12 protein-coding genes are annotated in these 17,174 nt (G+C 73.9%); 7 read left to right on the forward strand and 5 right to left on the reverse strand.

All coding sequences use genetic code 11. The annotated features are described in order from the left end of the window. Window positions 1-270: 270 nt before the first annotated feature. The gene (locus ACLBX8_RS09495) at window positions 271-2,670 is read right to left on the reverse strand and encodes an ATP-dependent helicase (protein WP_447698241.1); all 2,400 of its coding nucleotides are present in this window, start codon (window positions 2,668-2,670) and stop codon (window positions 271-273) included. Window positions 2,671-3,005: 335 nt separating this feature from the next. On the opposite strand from ACLBX8_RS09495, the gene ACLBX8_RS09500 reads away from it, so the two are divergent. After that, a complete protein-coding gene (locus ACLBX8_RS09500; protein ID WP_447698242.1) occupies window positions 3,006-6,446 on the forward strand; it encodes an AsmA protein in 3,441 nt (1,146 codons plus the stop codon). A 96-nt stretch (window positions 6,447-6,542) separates the two neighbouring features. Here the strand turns inward: ACLBX8_RS09500 and ACLBX8_RS09505 are convergent, their stop codons facing one another. Further along, window positions 6,543-8,678 carry a S9 family peptidase gene (locus ACLBX8_RS09505; RefSeq protein WP_447698243.1) on the reverse strand — a complete coding sequence of 712 codons (2,136 nt, stop codon included), beginning with the start codon at window positions 8,676-8,678 and terminating at the stop codon, window positions 6,543-6,545. A 464-nt stretch (window positions 8,679-9,142) separates the two neighbouring features. On the opposite strand from ACLBX8_RS09505, the gene ACLBX8_RS09510 reads away from it, so the two are divergent. The 3 genes from ACLBX8_RS09510 (at window position 9,143) to ACLBX8_RS09520 (ending at window position 12,147) form a co-directional block, all read left to right on the forward strand. After that, the gene (locus ACLBX8_RS09510; RefSeq protein WP_447698244.1) at window positions 9,143-10,840 is read left to right on the forward strand and encodes a porin; all 1,698 of its coding nucleotides are present in this window, start codon (window positions 9,143-9,145) and stop codon (window positions 10,838-10,840) included. Between the two features lie 137 nt (window positions 10,841-10,977). Continuing rightward, window positions 10,978-11,205, forward strand: coding sequence for a hypothetical protein (locus ACLBX8_RS09515; protein ID WP_447698245.1), 228 nt, complete (start codon window positions 10,978-10,980; stop codon window positions 11,203-11,205). A gap of 99 nt (window positions 11,206-11,304) precedes the next feature. Then, window positions 11,305-12,147, forward strand: coding sequence for a DUF6456 domain-containing protein (locus tag ACLBX8_RS09520; protein ID WP_447698560.1), 843 nt, complete (start codon window positions 11,305-11,307; stop codon window positions 12,145-12,147). A gap of 15 nt (window positions 12,148-12,162) precedes the next feature. Here the strand turns inward: ACLBX8_RS09520 and ACLBX8_RS09525 are convergent, their stop codons facing one another. Both ACLBX8_RS09525 and ACLBX8_RS09530 read right to left on the reverse strand, forming a co-directional pair. Further along, entirely contained in the window at window positions 12,163-12,591 is a 429-nt protein-coding gene (locus tag ACLBX8_RS09525; protein ID WP_020090933.1) for a SufE family protein, read from the reverse strand. 80 nt (window positions 12,592-12,671) lie between these two features. After that, window positions 12,672-13,763, reverse strand: coding sequence for a sensor histidine kinase (locus ACLBX8_RS09530; protein WP_026604585.1), 1,092 nt, complete (start codon window positions 13,761-13,763; stop codon window positions 12,672-12,674). Between the two features lie 359 nt (window positions 13,764-14,122). Here ACLBX8_RS09530 and ACLBX8_RS09535 point away from each other — a divergent pair, with 359 nt between their 5' ends. The 3 genes from ACLBX8_RS09535 (at window position 14,123) to ACLBX8_RS09545 (ending at window position 16,488) form a co-directional block, all read left to right on the forward strand. Next, window positions 14,123-14,425 carry a DUF3761 domain-containing protein gene (locus ACLBX8_RS09535; protein ID WP_447715026.1) on the forward strand — a complete coding sequence of 101 codons (303 nt, stop codon included), beginning with the start codon at window positions 14,123-14,125 and terminating at the stop codon, window positions 14,423-14,425. A gap of 115 nt (window positions 14,426-14,540) precedes the next feature. Beyond that, on the forward strand, window positions 14,541-15,215 hold the full coding sequence (locus ACLBX8_RS09540; protein ID WP_447715027.1) for a helix-turn-helix domain-containing protein: 675 nt from the start codon (window positions 14,541-14,543) through the stop codon (window positions 15,213-15,215). Continuing rightward, on the forward strand, window positions 15,190-16,488 hold the full coding sequence (locus tag ACLBX8_RS09545) for a DNA-packaging protein (protein WP_447715054.1): 1,299 nt from the start codon (window positions 15,190-15,192) through the stop codon (window positions 16,486-16,488). Before ACLBX8_RS09540 ends, ACLBX8_RS09545 begins: the two co-directional genes overlap by 26 nt. Window positions 16,489-16,883: 395 nt before the next feature. Here ACLBX8_RS09545 and ACLBX8_RS09550 read toward each other — a convergent pair whose 3' ends face one another. Then, entirely contained in the window at window positions 16,884-17,126 is a 243-nt protein-coding gene (locus tag ACLBX8_RS09550; RefSeq protein WP_234081909.1) for a hypothetical protein, read from the reverse strand. Window positions 17,127-17,174: the final 48 nt, after the last annotated feature.

Consider the following 17,174-nt stretch of genomic DNA (forward strand, 5'->3'; position numbering starts at 1 on the left):
AGCGTCACGACGTTCCGTGCGCGGCCGAATACGCGATGCAACTGGCGCACCAGTGCGATTCGCGCCCGACGATTGCGCGCCGGGTGTGACTAAGGGGTGACGGTCGGTGAAGGGGCTTCGAAAAAGCCGCGCGGCTGGCGCGGATGCATCAGGTTCGGGACGGTGGTGTCGCGGTAACGCGGCATCCGGCACGGTCGCCATCCTCCCCGCCCGCGCGGGCGAAGCCGGCCGACCCTGCCGCCCTGACACGTCCGGGCTTGGTCGGCGGGACTAGCTCGATCCGGCCTGGACGAAGCTGTCGAGGACCATCTTCCGGCCGGCCTTGTCGAAGTCAACGGTCAGCTTGTTGCCGTCGACCGCCGCGACCGTTCCGGGGCCGAACTTGGTGTGGAAGACCCGCTGGCCGCCCTGGAAGGCCGAGGGCGCGCCCGTCGACTTGGCGATCAGCTCGCCGTCGATCTGGCGGGGGCCACCGGACTGGCCCCCGGACCGGCCGCCCGGGCCCGCCGAGCGGAAGCCGCCTCCGGACCCCGATCCGAACCCGGACCGACCGCCCGGCGCGGTGTTGGCCTGCGCGCGCTGCCAGCCCGGCGTGCCGTAGCTCGATCCGAACGGCGTCGGGTTGCGGTCGAACCGCGAGGCGCCGGCGGAGAAGTGCGCCGGGGCCTCGACCACGTCGACCGCCGTCTCGGGCAACTCGTCGATGAACCGGGACGGGATGGTCGAGGACCAGAGGCCGTGGATGCGCCGGTTGACCGCGAAGGACAGCTTCGCGCGCTTGCGCGCCCGGGTCAGCCCGACATGGGCGAGGCGCCGCTCCTCCTCCAGGCCCGCCCGGCCGCTCTCGTCGAGCGCGCGCTGGTTCGGGAACAGGCCGTCCTCCCAGCCGGGGAGGAACACAGTGTCGAACTCGAGCCCCTTGGCGGCGTGGAGGGTCATCAGCGAGACCCGCTCGGCGCCCTCGGCCTCGGAGGCCTCCATCACCAGGGAGACGTGCTCCAGGAAGGCCGCGAGGTCAGGGAACTCCTCCATCGAGCGGACGAATTCCTTCAGGTTCTCCAGCCGGCCGGCGGCGTCGGCGGAGCGGTCCTTCTGCCACATCTCGGTGTAGCCGGACTCCTCCAGGATGGTCTGCGCGACCTCGCTGTGCGGCTGCGTCTCCGCGAGCCGCGCCCATCGCGAGAAACTCTCGGTCAACGCCCGCAGGGTCGAGCGGACCCGGGGCTTCAACTCGTCGGTCTCGCACAGGCGCGCGGCGGCGATGCGCAGAGGCAGCCGGTTGGCGCGGCCGTAGGTGTGGAGCTGCTGCAGGGTGGCGTCGCCCAGGCCGCGCTTGGGCGTGTTCACGATCCGCTCGAAGGCGAGGTCGTCGCTGACGTTCACGGTGGCGCGCAGGTAGGCCAGCGCGTCGCGGATCTCGGCGCGCTCGTAGAAGCGCGGGCCGCCGATGACCCGGTAGGGCAGCCCGAGCTGGACGAACCGGTCCTCGATCTCGCGCATCTGCGCCGAGATCCGCACCAGCACGGCGATCTCCGACAGGGGATGCTGCTTCGACTGGAGGGACTCGATCGATTCGGCGAGCATCCGCGCCTCCTCTTCCGAATCCCACGCGCCCGTCACGGTGACGCGCTCGCCCGGCTCGTCGTCGGTGCGCAGGGTCTTGCCGAGGCGGCTCTCGTTCCTGGCGATCAGCCCGGAGGCGGCGGCCAGGATGTGGCCCGTGGAGCGGTAGTTGCGCTCCAGCCGCACCACCACCGCGCCCGGGAAGTCGTGCTCGAAGCGCAGGATGTTGTCGACCTCGGCGCCCCGCCAGCCGTAGATCGACTGGTCGTCGTCGCCGACGCAGGCGATGTTCTTCCGGGACTGCGCCAGCAGGCGCAGCCACAGGTACTGGGCGACGTTGGTGTCCTGGTACTCGTCGACGAGGATGTAGCGGAACCGGTCCTGGTAATTGGCCAGGACGTCGGGGTTCTCCCGCCAGAGCTTGAGGCAGAGCAGCAGGAGATCGCCGAAATCGACGGCGTTCAGCGTCGCGAGCCGGGCTTGGTAGGCGGTGTAGAGGGCGCCGCCCTTGCCGAACGCGAAGGCCGAGGCCTCGCCCGGGGGCACCTGCTCGGGGCCGAGGCCGCGGTTCTTCCAGCCGTCGATGGCGTGGGACAGGGCGCGGGCCGGCCAGCGCTTCTCGTCGACGTTCTGGTCGGCGATGACCTGCTTCATCAGCCGGAGCTGGTCGTCGGTGCCGAGGATGGTGAAGTCGGATTTCAGCCCGACCAGCTCGGCGTGGCGGCGCAGGATCTTGGTGCCGATGGCGTGGAAGGTGCCGAGCCACGGCATGCCCTCGCCGGCCGGCCCGATCAGCGCGCCGATCCGGTGCTTCATCTCCCGGGCGGCCTTGTTGGTGAAGGTCACCGCCAGGATGTCGAAGGGGCGCGCCCGGTTGGTGGCGATCAGGTGGGCGATGCGGGTGGTCAGCACCCGGGTCTTGCCGGTGCCGGCCCCGGCCAGCACCAGGACCGGGCCCTCCGTGGTCTCGACGGCGCGGCGCTGCTCGGGGTTGAGCCCCTCGAGGTAGCCGGCCGCGTCGCGCCGGAGGGCGCCCATGGCGCGGGCGGCGATGGACGTGGCGGGCGCGCCGTCCCCGGTGGGTTGCGGATGCGGGCGGTTCTGCATCCCGCTTCCCTGGACCAAATCGCGAACGGCGTCGAGGCCGTTCGCGCCGCGGCGGGCGCGCGGAGCCATGAAGCGCGGCTTTCCGCACCGGGGTGATCCGCGTCCTCCGGGCTCGTCGCGCTCCGCGGCCGGCCGCGCGATCCGGAGGCCGCGGGCCCGGCATGCCCGAGGAACCTCGCGCGTGCTCCGACCGCCGCTCGGGACCGTGGCATCGCCGCTGGCGCCCCCGGCGGCTTATCGTGCTATGGCCGTGGCGACTGACTCGCGGGGGCACGCGGGGCACGGCGGCCCGGTGAGGTCGCGGCCTCGCGCAGAGATGGTGCGGAACGGGACCATTGCGTGATCTTCTGACCGCGCTGGCGTGCGCCGTCATCCTGGTTCTCGTGGCGGCGCTCGCGGTCCCGCCCTTCGTCGACTGGCAGGCCCATCGCGGGCTCGTCGAGCGGGCGCTCGCCCGGTCCCTGGGCGTTCCGGTCCGGACCGACGGCCGGATCGAGGTCCGCCTGCTGCCCTCGCCGCGGCTGCGCGTCGACCGCCTCCACCTCGGCGCCGATCCGGACCGCCCGAGCCTGGATGCCCGGTTCGTCAAGGCCGAGATCGCCCTCGCGCCGCTCCTGAAGGGCGAGTTCCGCTTCACCGAGACCCGGATCGGCCGGGCCGAGATCAAGCTCCCGGTCGCCGGCCCGGACACGCTGAAGCTGCCGCCCGATTTCGGCGGGGCCCTGCGCGACCGCGACCTCGCCATCGAGAACCTGCAGATCCAGCAGTTCCTCGTCACCACGCAGGTCGCCGCCACCGGGCGGACCGACCAGCTCTACGTCCAGGACCTGCGCCTGCAGGCGCCGGCCCTGGTCGGGCCCTGGCGGATCGAAGGGACGAGCGGCGGCGTCCCGTTCCGGGCGGTCAGCGGCACGCCGGGACCGGACGGGCGCCTCGCCGCCAAGATCTCCGGCGGCGGCGACGCGGCGCCGCGCTTCGAGGCGGACGCGCGGTTCGGCCTCGTCCCCGCCGAATCCGGCGGCGCCCAGGTCGAGGCCGAGGGCTCCGCCCGCCTCGTCGTCGGGCCGCCGACCCAGGCGGCCGGCGCCTACCTGCCGTTCTCGCTGGCCGGCACCTTCAAGGCCCGGGGCACGCAGGTGCGCTTCGAGGCCGTCGACCTCGCCATCGACCCCGGCGGCCGGGCCCTGCGGCTCGGCGGCACCGGACGGCTCGACCTGCGCCAGTGGCGCGCCGGCCTGACCCTGGACGCCCGCCGCCTCGACCTCGACGCCTTCCTGGCCTCGGCGGAGGGGCAGAACCTGATCGCCCGCGGCCTGCCGCGCTCGACGGGCAGCCTGCCGGCGATGCTCGACCTCGACCTCACGGTGGGCAGCGCCGTGCTGGGCGGCGAGGAATGGTCGAACCTCGCCCTCACCGGCACCCTGGAGCGGGCCGGCGGCCTGCTGCTGCGCCGCTTCGCGGTGACCGGCCCGGCCGAGTCCACCGTCACGGCGAGCGGGCAGGTCGAGACGGCGCCGCTGCGCTTCTCCGGCCCGGTGGCGCTCGCCGCCCCCGACTCGGAGGCGCTCGGCCGCTACCTGCGCCGCCTCGGCGCCGAGGGGCCACTCGTCGCGCTGCTCGACGGGCGGAAGATCGAGGCCGCCGCCGACCTGTCGGCTGCCGGGACCGGCCTATCCCTGCGCAACATGCGCCTCGGCCTCGGGCCGGCGCGGATCACCGGGAACGCCCGCTACACCGCCGCCGAGGGCGCCGAGCGCGGGCGGTTCGAGGCCCAGATCCGCGCCACCGGCCTCGACATCGCCGGCCTGCCGCCCCTCGGGACGACCCTCGGCACCCTGCGCGACACTGACCTCGCCCTGACGCTCGAAGCGAAGGACGTCCGGTTCGGCACCGCGGGCTCCGGTACCGGCACGATCGCGGCGCGGATCCAGTCGGACGGCGCCGGCCTGACGGTCGACAGCCTCGACGTCACCGACCTCGCCGGCGCCAGCGCCCGGCTGTCCGGGCAGATCGGCGCGGACGGGACCGGCCGCGTCTCCGGGCGCCTCAAGGCGCCGGCGGCGGCGCCGCTGCTCGGCCTGCTCGAGCGGGTCTGGATGGGCGAGATCCGCCTGCTGCCCGCCTTCCTGCGGGACGCGCCCCTCGACCTCGCCGTCACCCTCGACCGGGAGGGCGGCGCGGCCGCGGCCCTGCGGACCCAGGCCCGGGGCAGCGCCGGCGGCGGCACCCTCGACCTGACCCTCGCGAGCCGCGGCGCGCGGATCGAGGGCGGCACCGCCACCCTCACGGCGCCGCGGGCGGGGGCGTGGTTCGGCCGCACCGACCTCGCCGGCCTGCAGCAACCTGCCGAGCTGCGCCTGACAGCCGAGCGGCCGGAGGGCCAGACCCTCGCCCTGACGGCGAGCGGCACGGTCGCGGGCCTGCGCCTCGCCACGGGCCGCCCGATCCTGGTCGGTCCAGACTTCGTCCCCACCGGCGGCACGCTCCGCGCCGAGACGGCCGATCTGGCGCCGTTCCTGACGCTGGCCGGCGCCGCGACCCTGGCACCGGGAGCGTGGCCGGCCGACCTCACCGTCACGCTGTCGCGGCAGCAGGGCGAGGCCGCCGCCGCGCTCGCCGGCACGGTCGCGGGCGCGGGGGTGAACGGGACGCTGCTGCGGTCGGCGGGCGGTGCCCTGCACGGCCGCCTCGCCCTCGACCGGCTGTCGATCCCGCAGCTCGCGGCCGCCCTGGTGATTCCGCCGGGGGCGAACGGCGCGTTCGGCCCGCCGGCCGTTCATCCGGCCCTGTCCCTCGACGCCCGCGTCGCCAGCCTGGATCTCGGCCGCGGCCTCGTCGCCACCGACGCGACCGCTGCCCTCGGCCTCGCCGACGCGGGCCTGATCCTGCGCGACCTGACCGGCAAGCTCGCCGGCGGCCGCTTCGCGGGCTCGGTGACGATCGCCCGGCTCGGGGCCGGCGCCTCGGTCTCGGGCTCGGGCAGCCTCGACGGCGCGGCGCTCCCCACCCTGGCCGGCGGCCCGTTCGGCGGCCGCCTGAGCGCCGACCTGCGCTTCGCCGCCACGGCCGAGACCCTGCCGGGCCTCGCCGACAGCCTCTCGGGCAGCGGCGCGCTCACCCTGACGGACCTGAGCCTGCCCGCGGCCGATCCCGCAGCGCTCGGCCGCGCTCTCGCCCGCGCGGCCGAGATGGACGACCCGCTCCGCGAGGGCCGGCTCCAGGCGCTCGTCACCGAGGAACTCGCCCGGGGCGGAGCGCAGGCGCGCGGATCCACCCGGGCCGCCGCCACGATCGTGGGGGGCGTGCTGCGGGCCGGGCCGTTCGACCTCGATCTCGGGCCGGCCCGCTGGGTCGGCACCGTCGGCTACGACCCGCGCGCCGGGCGCCTCGACGCCCGCGGCACGCTCGCGGGCGGCCCGGTGCCCCGCGGCTGGAATGCCGGGCCGCCCGCGGTCCAGTTCGGCCTGACCGGGCCGCTCGGCGCGCCCGAGCGGGTGCTCGACGTCGGCACCCTGTCGAACGGCCTCGCGGCCTTCGTGCTGCAGCGCGAGCTGGAGACGATCGAGCTGACCGAGGCCGACCAGGTGGAGCGGCAGCGCCGCCGCGCCCGGATCGAGATGGATCGGGCCCGCGCGGCGGCCCTCAAGGCCGCGTCCGAGAAGGCCGCTGCGGACAGGACTGCCGCCGACAAGGCCGCCGAGGAGGCGGCGAGGCGGCCGCGCAACCCGGAGGAGGGTGCTGCCCAGCCACCGGCGCCGGCCGAGGCCCGGCCGTGAGGCCGGCCGCGTCCTGAGGGCGGGGGTGGGGCTGGCCAGCGTGACGGCCTCAGGCGCAGCACCCCTTGGAGCGCCGCGCCCGCACGGGCGGCGGCTCTACGCCTTCCCCACCGCCATGAGCGCGAAGGCGTAGATCAGCGCCACCTCCTCCAGCCGGTCGAACCGGCCGGCGGCGCCGCCGTGGCCGGCCTCCATGTTGATCCGCAGGAGCACCGGCCCGCCGCCCGTCATGGTGGCGCGCAGCCGCGCGACCCACTTGGCCGGCTCCCAGTAGGTCACCCGCGGATCGGTCAGCCCGCCGAGCGCCAGGATCGCCGGGTAGTCCTTGGCGGCGACGTTGTCGTAGGGCGAGTAGGACAGGATCGTCCGGAAGGCGGCCTCGCTCTCGCCCGGGTTGCCCCATTCGGGCCATTCCGGCGGCGTCAGCGGCAGCTCCGCGTCGAGCATGGTGTTGAGCACGTCGACGAAGGGCACGTCGGCGACGATGCCGGCGAACAGCTCGGGCGCGAAGTTGGCCACAGCCCCCATCAGCATCCCGCCCGCCGACCCGCCATGGGCGACGATGCGTTTCTCGGACGTGTAGCGCGCGTCGATCAGAGCGCGGGCGCAGGCGATGAAGTCCGTGAAGGTGTTGGGCTTCTTCTCGCGCTTGCCGTCGAGGTACCAGCGCCAGCCCTTCTCGGTGCCGCCGCGGATATGGGCGATCGCGTAGACGAAGCCGCGGTCGACGAGGCTCAGCAGGTTCGTGCGGAACGCCGCCGGCATCAGCGTGCCGTAGGAGCCGTAGCCGTAGAGCAGCAGCGGCGCGCCGCCGTCGAGGGTGAGGTCACGGCGGTGCAGCAGCGAGATCGGCACCTGCTCGCCGTCCGGCGCGGTGGCGAAGAGCCGCCGGGTCACGTAGGCGGCCGGGTCGTGGCCGCTCGGCACCGCCTGCCGCTTGCGCAGGAGCCGGGTGCGGGTCGCGCAGTCGTAGTCCCAGGTCTCCGACGGGGTCGTCATCGACGAGTAGACGAAGCGGATCGTGGCCGTGTCGAAGGCGAGCCCGGCCCGCAGGCCGAGGGAGTAGGCCTCCTCGGCGAAGGCGACGACGTGCTCGGTGCCGTCGGCGAGGTCGCGCACCACGATCCGCGGCTTGGCGTTCTCGATCTCCAGCCGGACCAGGTGGCCGGCGAGCAGGTGCAGGTGGCGGATCATCACCCCGGGCCGGTGCGGCACGAGGTCGGTCCAGTTGGCGCGGCCCGGATCGTCGAGCGGCGCGGTGACGATCTTGAAGTCCTCGGCGCCGTCCGCGTTGGTGCGGATGAACAGGCGGTCGCCGCGGTGCTCGACGCCGTAGATCAGCAGCGGCGTGCGCGGCTCGACGAGGCGCAGGGGGGCGTCTTCCGCGTGCCGGTCGAGCAGCCGGACCTCGGAGGTCTCGTGGTCGCTCACCGTCACGTCGAGGAAGGCGCCGGACTGCGTCTTGCCGATGTGGACGAAGTAGCCGGCATCGGCCTCCGTGTAGACGGTCTCGTCCTCGCTCTGCCCCGTGCCGACGCGGTGGCACATCACCTTGGCGGGGCGGTGGTTGGCGTCCACCGCCACGTACCAGAAGCTCGCGCCGTCCGCGGCCCAGACCGCCTCGCCGGAGGTCGCCTCGACCCGGTCGTCGAGATCGAGGCCGGTGGCGACGTCGCGCACCCGGATCGTGTAGAGTTCCGAGCCCTTGGTGTCGGCGCTCCAGGCGAGCCGGGCGTGGTCGTCGGAATGCACCGCGGCGGCGATCTCGAAGAACGGCAGGCCCTCACCCTCGCGGTCGCCGTCGATGAGGATCGTCTCGTCCGGGTCCAAGCCCGACTCGGGCACGTCGGGTGATGTGGCCGGCCGCCGGCAGATCAGCGGGTGCTGCCCGCCCTCGCGGTGGCGGGTGTAGTAGGCGAAGGGCCCATCCGGCTCGGGGACGCCGCTCTCGTCCTCCTGGATCCGCCCGCGCATCTCGGCGACGAGCTGCCGCCGGAGCTCCGCGCTCCCGGCGAGCGCCGCCTCGGCGAAGGCGTTCTCGGCGTTCAGGTAGGCGGCGATGTCCTCCGGCAGCGCGGCCGGGTCCTTCAGGACCGTCTGCCAGTTCTCGGCCTTCAGCCACGCGTAGTCGTCGGTGATCTCCTGCCCGTGGACGCTGAAGCGTCGCGGCCGGGCCTCGGCCACCGGCGCGCCGGTTCTGTGAGCGAGCAAGCCGTGGCCGATCTCCGTCATCGTCTCTCCCGTCGGGTCCCGTCGCGCGCGGGTGTCGCGTCCGGGTGAGGGGATGTGTCCCGCCGGGCGCGCGGATGCAAGGCGTCCGGGGGCGCGGCCGGGGCGGGCGGCGCGTATCGCCGGCCGGGACGGCGCGGCCGCGGGACCGGGGCCGATCCGTTGCTTTCCGGCATCGGTGGCGCGGGAAACGGTCCGGCCGACGACGCGATCCGCCGGCGCGGTCCCGCGCCGGAGCGGCGTCTGGAGCCGCGCCGGGGCGGCCCGATCGTGCGGTCTCGGCGAAGGCCCCGAACCCGCCAGGGACTTGGCGCAGCGGCCGATTTCGGCCTCAACGCGGCACCTGAACGCCGCGGGTGCGCCACAGATCCTGACAAGTCGAGCCGAGCACAGGGCCGAGAAAATCGCTCTGGGATTATCCGGCTCCGCGATCCGTCCGACATGAAGGGGGACTTGCGGATGGTGGAATGGCCGATTCGATGCATGTTTTGTGTGCGGAGTACCGGAAACATCGTACGAAGCGGGGGACAACGGGCGTACTGGCGGGTGTTGCGGGGTTGCTGAGTCTGCCGGTGGAGGCGGCGGAACTTCCCGATCGGCGAAAATCGCAGCTCATCGAGCACGTGCGGATCTGCTCGGCCTACGGCCAGGCCTTCTTCTTCATCCCCGGCACCGATACCTGCCTGCGCCTCTCCGGCCGCGCGCGCTACGAGTACGCCTACCAGCCTTCCTACAGCCGTTCGGGGAGCGCGACCGCCACCCCGGGGGATTACAGCGGCTACCAGGGCCGCCTCCGGATCAACCTCGACGCCCGGTCCCAGACGTCCTACGGCACCCTGCGCGCCTTCCTCCGCCTCGACGCCGGGAGCCGGACCGGTTTCGCCACCATGCATGCCGGCGCGCTGAACCGGATCGGCGGCGCCTTCCCGGCCCTGGGCGTCGATCAGTTCGGGCGGGCCCAGCAGCAGTTCAACGTCGACAAGGCCTTCATCCAGTTCGCCGGCATCACCGCCGGCCGCGCCTCCTCGTTCTTCGATTTCTACGCTCACGACTTCGAGTTCATCGTCGCCTCCATCGGCTCGGACAATCCCTCGACCAACCTCGCTGCCTACACGGCGACGCTGGGCAAGGGCCTGTCCGCATCGCTGTCGATGGAGGACCCGGTATTCCGCCGCACGCCCGTCTACTCGTCCCAGAACGCCGCGGCCTCGGCGTTCCCGAATCCCGGTGCGATCCTCTCGCCCGGGAACCCCGTCGCCCCGGTCTTCGTCGGCTACGACGCCGCCGGCCGCCCGACCGGGGTGGGCTTCGTGGACACGGTCCAGCGCAGCCGCATGCCCGACATCGTCGGCGTGCTGCGCTCCGACCAGTCGTGGGGCTCCGCGCAGCTCTCGGGGGCCGTGCACGAGGTCAACCACGGCCTGCTCAGCAGCGTCTCGTTCGCCGGCACGAACCTGGGCGCGCCCGTCTCGGTGGGCAACAACCGCACCCCGGGCGGCGCGGCCTCCGCCCTCGGCTGGGCCGTTCAGGGGGGCGTGAAGATCAACCTGCCAGCGATAGCAACCGGCGACACGCTCTACCTGCAGGGCGCCTATGGGGAGGGCACCGCCCTGTATACCGGCCTGCCGGCCTATAACGGCCCCTGGGCGCAATCGGCCACCGCGGTGCAGGGGGCGGCCTTCTCCCAGTTCTTCAGCGACGGCGTGATCAACCCCTTCACCCAGCGCCTGGAGCTGTCGACGAGCTACTCGTTCACGGCGGCGATGCTGCACTACTGGACGCCCGCGGTCCGCTCCGCCTTCTTCGGCTCCTACGGCGCTCTCAGCTTCGCTCGCGGCGCCCGCGCGGCGCAGGGCGCCTATTTCGGCGTGACCGGGACCGGGCCGGGCACCCCCGGCACGCGGTTCTTCGACCTGAGCCAGGTCCTGCGGGACAGCTACCGCTTCGTGGTCGGCGGCAACCTGATCTGGTCGCCGGTGAAGGAGTTCGATATCGGCGTCGAGGCGATCTACACGCGCTACGGGCCGCAGAGCGGCCGCATCCTCGACCTGGGCCGGTATCCCAACCAGAACGCGGCCTACGTCAACAACCTCGCCAACCCGGTCTCGACCGCCCGCCACGTCGACGTCATCCAGGTGCGCGCGCGCGTGCAGCGGGACTTCTGAGGACGGCTGCGGATCCGGGGCGATCCGGGACGGCGGGCGGCGATGCCGGCTCGGCCGGGAGCCGGTTCCGGCCTGGGGCGTTGAACCGCGGGCCGTGGCGTCGACCACGGTCGCCGGTTCGATCCCGAGGTGCCGACATGGACGCGATCCCCGATCCGCAGCCGGATCCGCAGGACGATCACCCCGCCGCGGACCTGGAGCGGGTGAACGACATCCTCGCCGTCTGGGCGGCGCGCTCCGCCACCGAGAGCGCCGCGCTGATCGACCGGTTCGAGGCGATGGGCTACGAAGTCCGCGGCAAGTCGGAGGGCGAGATCGCCGACATCCTGCACCAGCCGCCGACGCGCGCGGCCGTCGCTAGATAGATGTGGGTTGTAGGTAAAAAAGCCTTGATCTTCTGATTTTTCCTGAGAAACTGGAGGCTTCGCACGTCCGTCGTAGCACACACGGAACAAAACATGAACATGCGAGTGAAGGGCGGCCGTTCCGCCTCCGTGGGGACGCGTCACCGCGGCGCCGCTCCGGGGGATCTCCCGGCGGAGGCGGTGCGCCTGCTGGCGCGGCTCGGGGAGCCCGGCGCCTACGCGCGGCCCGACCCCCTGGTCGAGGACGCGCTGGTCGCCCGGCGCGGCGGCGACGGGATCTCGGTGGGGAGCGGCCGCTTCGCGGCCGCCTCCGGGCGCGCCCTGGCGGTGGCCGATCTGGCGACGTGGAACGCGGCCGGCACACACCTGACGATCAGCGAGGCCGGGCGGGCGCGCCTGCGCCGGGAGGCCCGGCCGGGCGACCTGGCCTTCGCCAACCAGCACCGCGAACTCGCCGTCGTGGAGGGCGGCGCCGGCCCGACCCTGCGCAACGCCGCCGAGAATCCCCTGGCCTGGATGGTGCGCCGGCGCGACCGGGACGGCGCGCCGCTCATCGACGCGGCGGCCTTCGAGGCCGGGGAGCGGCTGCGGCGGGACATGACCGCCGCCGCCCTGCTGCCGCGGATGGGCGCGGATCTCGGGGCGCCCCGGATCGACGGCGGCGGCCCGCGCGACCCAGCCTCCGCGGCCGACCACGTGATCGCGGCCCGGCAGCGGGTGCGCGGTGCCCTCGACGCGGTCGGGAGCGACCTCTCGGGCCTGCTGATCGACCTCTGCGGATTCCTGAAGGGCCTGGAGCGGATCGAGGCCGAGCGGCGCTGGCCGGCCCGGTCCGCCAAGGTCGTGGCCCGCATCGCCCTGGGGCGGCTCGCCGAGCATTACGGGCTGGAACGGGAGGCGACCGGTCCGGACCGGGCCCGCCTGCGCCTGTGGCGGGGGTGAGGCGGCCCGAGCCGCTCAGGCCTCGGCGGCGAGCCGGACCGCGTCGCGGTGGATGCGCTCCGCCATCGCCCGGACGCCGTTGGAGCGCTTCGACGTGACGTGGGCGCCGAAGCGGAGCTGCCGGAACAGGTCGAGGCCGTCGGTCTCGGCGGCCTCCTGGGGCGTCTTGCCGGTGTAGAGCGCGATCATCAGCGCCACGAAGCCGCGGACGATGAACGAGTCGCTGAAGCCGTGCAGGACGAGGCGCGGCGTGCCGTCCGCCGGCTCCGCCCGCGTGTCGATCCAGACCTGGCTCTCGCAGCCGTGGACGCGGTTCGCCTCGGTCCGCTCCGATTCGGGCATCGGCGGCAGGGCGCGGCCGAGCTCGATCAGGTACTCGAGCCGCATGTCGTCGTCTTCGACGATCTCGAAATTCTCGATGATGGTGTCGATGGGAGGGAGCATGCTCGGCCGGGTCCGGAAAGGTCTGGGCCGCTATAGGCCGGCCGCGCCGTTGTGGCGACGGGGTCCGGCGCCGCGGGCGCTCATTGCGGGCCGGGGCGCGCCGCCGGCAGGGTCAGCCACAGGGGGTCGCCCGGGCTGGCATCGCCCGCGACGCTGATCTCCGCCTGGGCCGCGTAGGCGGCGATGAGGCGGGGGCCGAGCTTCGGGACGTTCGGTCGGCCCGACTCGGCCGTGTCGCTCACCTTCGAGACGATCGAGAGGCGCAGCGGCGCGGCGGCCTCGATGTCGATGGCGATGGCGCAGGCGACGTGCTCGGCGGTGGCGTCCAGGCACTCGGCCACGATCTCCGCGACGATCATGCCCAGGGCGTTGGCGGTGCGCGGCTCCACGAGACCGTTCCCCGAGCCGCCGACCTGGACGCCGATCCGCCCGGCCCGCCGGAGCTGCCCGAGCCCGGAGGCGAGGCGGTGCAGGTAGTCCTTGAGGTCGATCGACGCGATGTGCGGCGCCTCGTGCAGGTGCTGCTGCACCAGCGCGATCGCCCGGACCCGCTGGCCCAGCGCCTCGAAGCTGCCGCGGCAGGGGTCGGGGGCAGCCCGCCCGTAGAGGCCGATCAGGCTGACCATCACCTGGAGGTTGTTGCGGACCCGGTGGTAGACCTCGGCCAGCAGCGCCTCCTTCTCGGCCAGCGCGTGCTCGATGTGCTCCTCCGCGTGCTTGCGGTCGGTGATGTCGAAGCAGGAGCCGAGATAGCCCTGGAACCGGCCGTCCTCCACCAGGGGGCGGGCGGTGTCGAGCAGCCAGCGGTACTCGCCGTCGTGCCGCCGGAGGCGGAACTCGACGGTGAAGGGCGCCCGCGCCTCGAACGCCTCGGCGACGATCCGGGCGTGCCGCTCGAAATCCTCGGGATGCAGCCCGCTGCGCCAGCCCAGGCCGAGCTCCGCCTCCAGGGGGCGCCCGGTGAATTCCAGCCAGCACTCGTTGTGGTGGATCGCCTGACCGGCCTCGTCCGAGCGCCACATCATCAGCGGCACCACGTCGGCGAATCGCCTGAAGCTGTCGCTGAGGGCTGCGGCTTCCGCGGTGCCCTGCGCCGGGCCCCGACCAGGATCCCCCGCGGGGCCGTTGCCCAGCGGGTCTTCCGCGCCGGACCCTGGTGGCTCACCGACCATTCTGTACCCGATTCACTCTGACGAACTGCGTGAAAGGCGACGCCTGCGTGCGGATGGCGCCGGTCAACGTGTCGACCGGACGGCCGTTCCGGTCCTGAACCGCGTTCAGATCTGCCATTCACCGGGACATTAGCGGCAATACCTTTCGAGCCCGTTCAGCATCCCGCCGACGTGCGGGGCCGCACCGGGCGCGCGGACGCGGCGGAGAGCCGGTCGGGCGACCCCGGCCGAGGTCCGGCCCGCGCGCAGCCCGTGACCCGCGTGCACAACCTGTAGCTGGCTTCTGGTTAACCACAGATAGTTCGTGACGCCCCGACCCGGTTGTGTCTCTTGGCAGATGATACAACCTTGAGGGTGCCGTGCTGCCTGTCCCGACCGCGACGAACGCCGCCCGCTGGCCGGTGCTCGCCGGCCTCGTCCTCCTCGGCCTGTCGGGCGGCGCCGTCGCCCGGCCGTTCTCGGAGCCCGACGACCGGAACCTCGACCGCCACGGCCATTACCGCAGCCGGGACGGGTCCGACGTCCACCGGCCGGCCAAGAGCCTCGACGGCAGGAAGCCCGCGGGCGCCACGGCCAAGTGCCGGGACGGCACGTGGAGCTTCAGCCACACCCGTCGAGGCACCTGCTCGAGTCACGGCGGCGTGGCGCACTGGGAGGGCTGAGACCGAACGATGTCTTAAGTCCTATATCGGCCGAGAAATAGGAATTTGCGCTTGACACCGGCGCGCTGCCGGGGTATCAACCAGGCACGGTCGAGACGTGTGCGGAGAGACCCCGATGTGGCCACCTCCTCCGAGCAGGGCGGACAGCCGCGCCGAGGCCCTGACGCTCCTGCGCGAGACCGACCTGACGTGCGACGCGATCGCGGCCCGTCTCGGCGTCCACCCGAAGACCGTGCACACCTGGAACGCCCGGGCCGGCTGGCCGAGGCCGCGGCAGCACCGGCCGCGGCTCCTGACGGGGCGCTGGCCGGCGGCGCGCCGGGCCGCCCTGATCCGCCTGCTGTGCACGCCGGGCGCCGATCCCGGCGACGTCACCGAGATCCTCGGTCTCGGCCGGCTCGACCCGGCGATGATGGCCACGGCCTTCGGGGCTGACCTGCCGCCGGCGGTCACCGGGCGCGGCGACCCCGCGGCCGACCCGGCGACCCTGCGGGCGCGTCTGCGCGCCCACATTGCCCGGCAGATCGCCGCCTTCGACGCGGCTCTGAGCGGGGTGGGGGCGGGCGCGGGCGACTCCGCTCGAATCCTGCGCGACCTCGGCGGCCTCAAGCGGCTCCTCGACACGGTGGATGCGGAGGGCGCGCGCGGCGCCGCGGGGGAGGGGGGCGATGGCACCGGACGCGATACCGAACCCGGCACCGAGCCCGACACCGAACCTGACCTGCCCGCCCTGCGCGCGGAGATCGCGCGACGCGTTGCTGGCTTTGTCGGCGGCCGGGCGGCTGCCTAACTTCCTCGAGACGCTGTCGCCGGACCTCCTCCGGGCCCTCGCGGGCGACTGGCTGCACCAGGCCCGGCCGGACCAGCTGCCGCCGCCCGACGCGGCGCCCTGGACCACCTGGGCGGTGATCGGCGGCCGCGGCAGCGGCAAGACCCGCACCGGGGCCGAGTGGGTCGACGCCCTCGCGCGCGGCGACCCGGCCTTCGCGGGCGCGCCGGTCGGGCGGATCGCCCTGGTGGGCGAGACCCATCTCGACGTGCGCGACGTGATGGTCGAGGGGCCCTCCGGCCTCCTCGGCCTGCCGGCGCGGGGACGGGCCCGGCCCACCTGGTCGCCGAGCCGCCGCCGGGTGGAGTGGAGCAACGGCGCCGTCGCGCTCGCCTTCTCGGCGGAGGAGCCCGACGCGCTGCGCGGCCCGCAATTCGGCGCCGCGTGGTGCGACGAGGCCGCCAAGTGGCGCCGGCCCGAGGCGGCCTTCGACATGCTGCAGTTCGGCCTGCGCCTCGGCGCCCGGCCGCGCAACCTCGTGACGACGACGCCCCGGCCGGTGCCGCTGATCCGCCGCCTGCTCGCCGACCCGCGCACGGTGGTGAGCCGTGCCCGGACCCACGACAACGCCGCGCATCTCGCGCCCGACTTCCTCCAGCAGGTGGTCGGGCGCTACGCCGGCACGCGGCTCGGCCGGCAGGAACTCGACGGCGAACTCATCGCCGACCGGGACGACGGCCTGTGGACGCGCGCGGCCCTGGAGGCCGGCCGCCTCGCCGCGGCGCCCGATCTCGGGCGGATCGTCGTGGCGGTGGATCCCCCCGCCACCTCGGGCGCGCGCTCGGACGCCTGCGGGATCGTGGCGGCCGGGCGCGCGGGCGGGCACGCCTACGTGCTGGCCGACGCGAGCCTCGCCCGCGCCACCCCGCAGGCCTGGGCGGCCGCGGCGCTGGCGCTCTACCACCGGCTCCGGGCCGACGCCCTCGTGGTCGAGGTCAACCAGGGCGGCGAGATGGCCGCCGCCGTGCTGGGCCAGTGCGACCCCGCCGTGCCGGTGACCCGGGTCCACGCCACGCGGGGCAAGTACCTGCGCGCCGAGCCGGTCTCGCTGCTCTACGCCCGCGGGCTGGTCCACCACGTCGGCGCCTTCCCGGCGCTGGAGGACGAGCTGTGCGATTTCGGCCCGGACGGCCTGTCCGGCGGGACCTCGCCCGACCGTCTCGATGCCCTGGTCTGGGCGCTCACGCACCTGATGCTGGAGCCCCGGGCCGAGCCCCGGATCCGGCGGTTGTGACAGCGGTCGCCGGAAACAATTCGGCGCGCTTCGGGTGAAGCGCGCCGGAGTCGGTTCGTGGTCTCTGGAACGAACTGCATGCTGTATACACAATGTCGTGCGCCAAATCTGTAGCGATCAGGCCACGGCACGCGGTCCTGAGCTGGGAATCCCCACCGTAATTCTCCGTATTGCGCGGCGACGGCGGGCGGATTGAGCGGCGCATCTGTCGGGTTGATCCCCGCCGTCCTTCCCGGGCGCCGCGGCCCGGCTCCGATTCCCGAACCGTCGTCGCTGCCCGACCCCGGCACATCGGCATGCCGGGTTCTTGAGCGTGCCGGGTTCTTGGGCGTGCCGGGTTCCTGGGCGTGCCGGGCTCCTGGGCGTGCCGGGCTACTGGACGCCCGAGCGGTCGCTCAATCGCCGCCGCCACCGCCATCACCGCCACCGCCGCCGTCGCCGCAGCTGCCGCCGTCGCTGCCGTGGCAGCCGCCATCGCCGAAGATCGCGCCGCCGTCGCCGCCGGAGCCCGAATCGTAGCTGAGGGAGCCGGAGCGGCGGGGCCCCCGGGAGCGCGTCGCGGAGGGCATGAGGCAGCGGAGGAAGGGGACGAGCGCGATGACGAAGATCGCGAGTTCGAGGGCCTGCTTCCTGTCCATCGGAACCTCCATCGGTTCGTCGGTCCGGACAGTCTAGCACAGGTCGGC

This window comes from Methylobacterium sp. D48H (assembly GCF_053345715.1).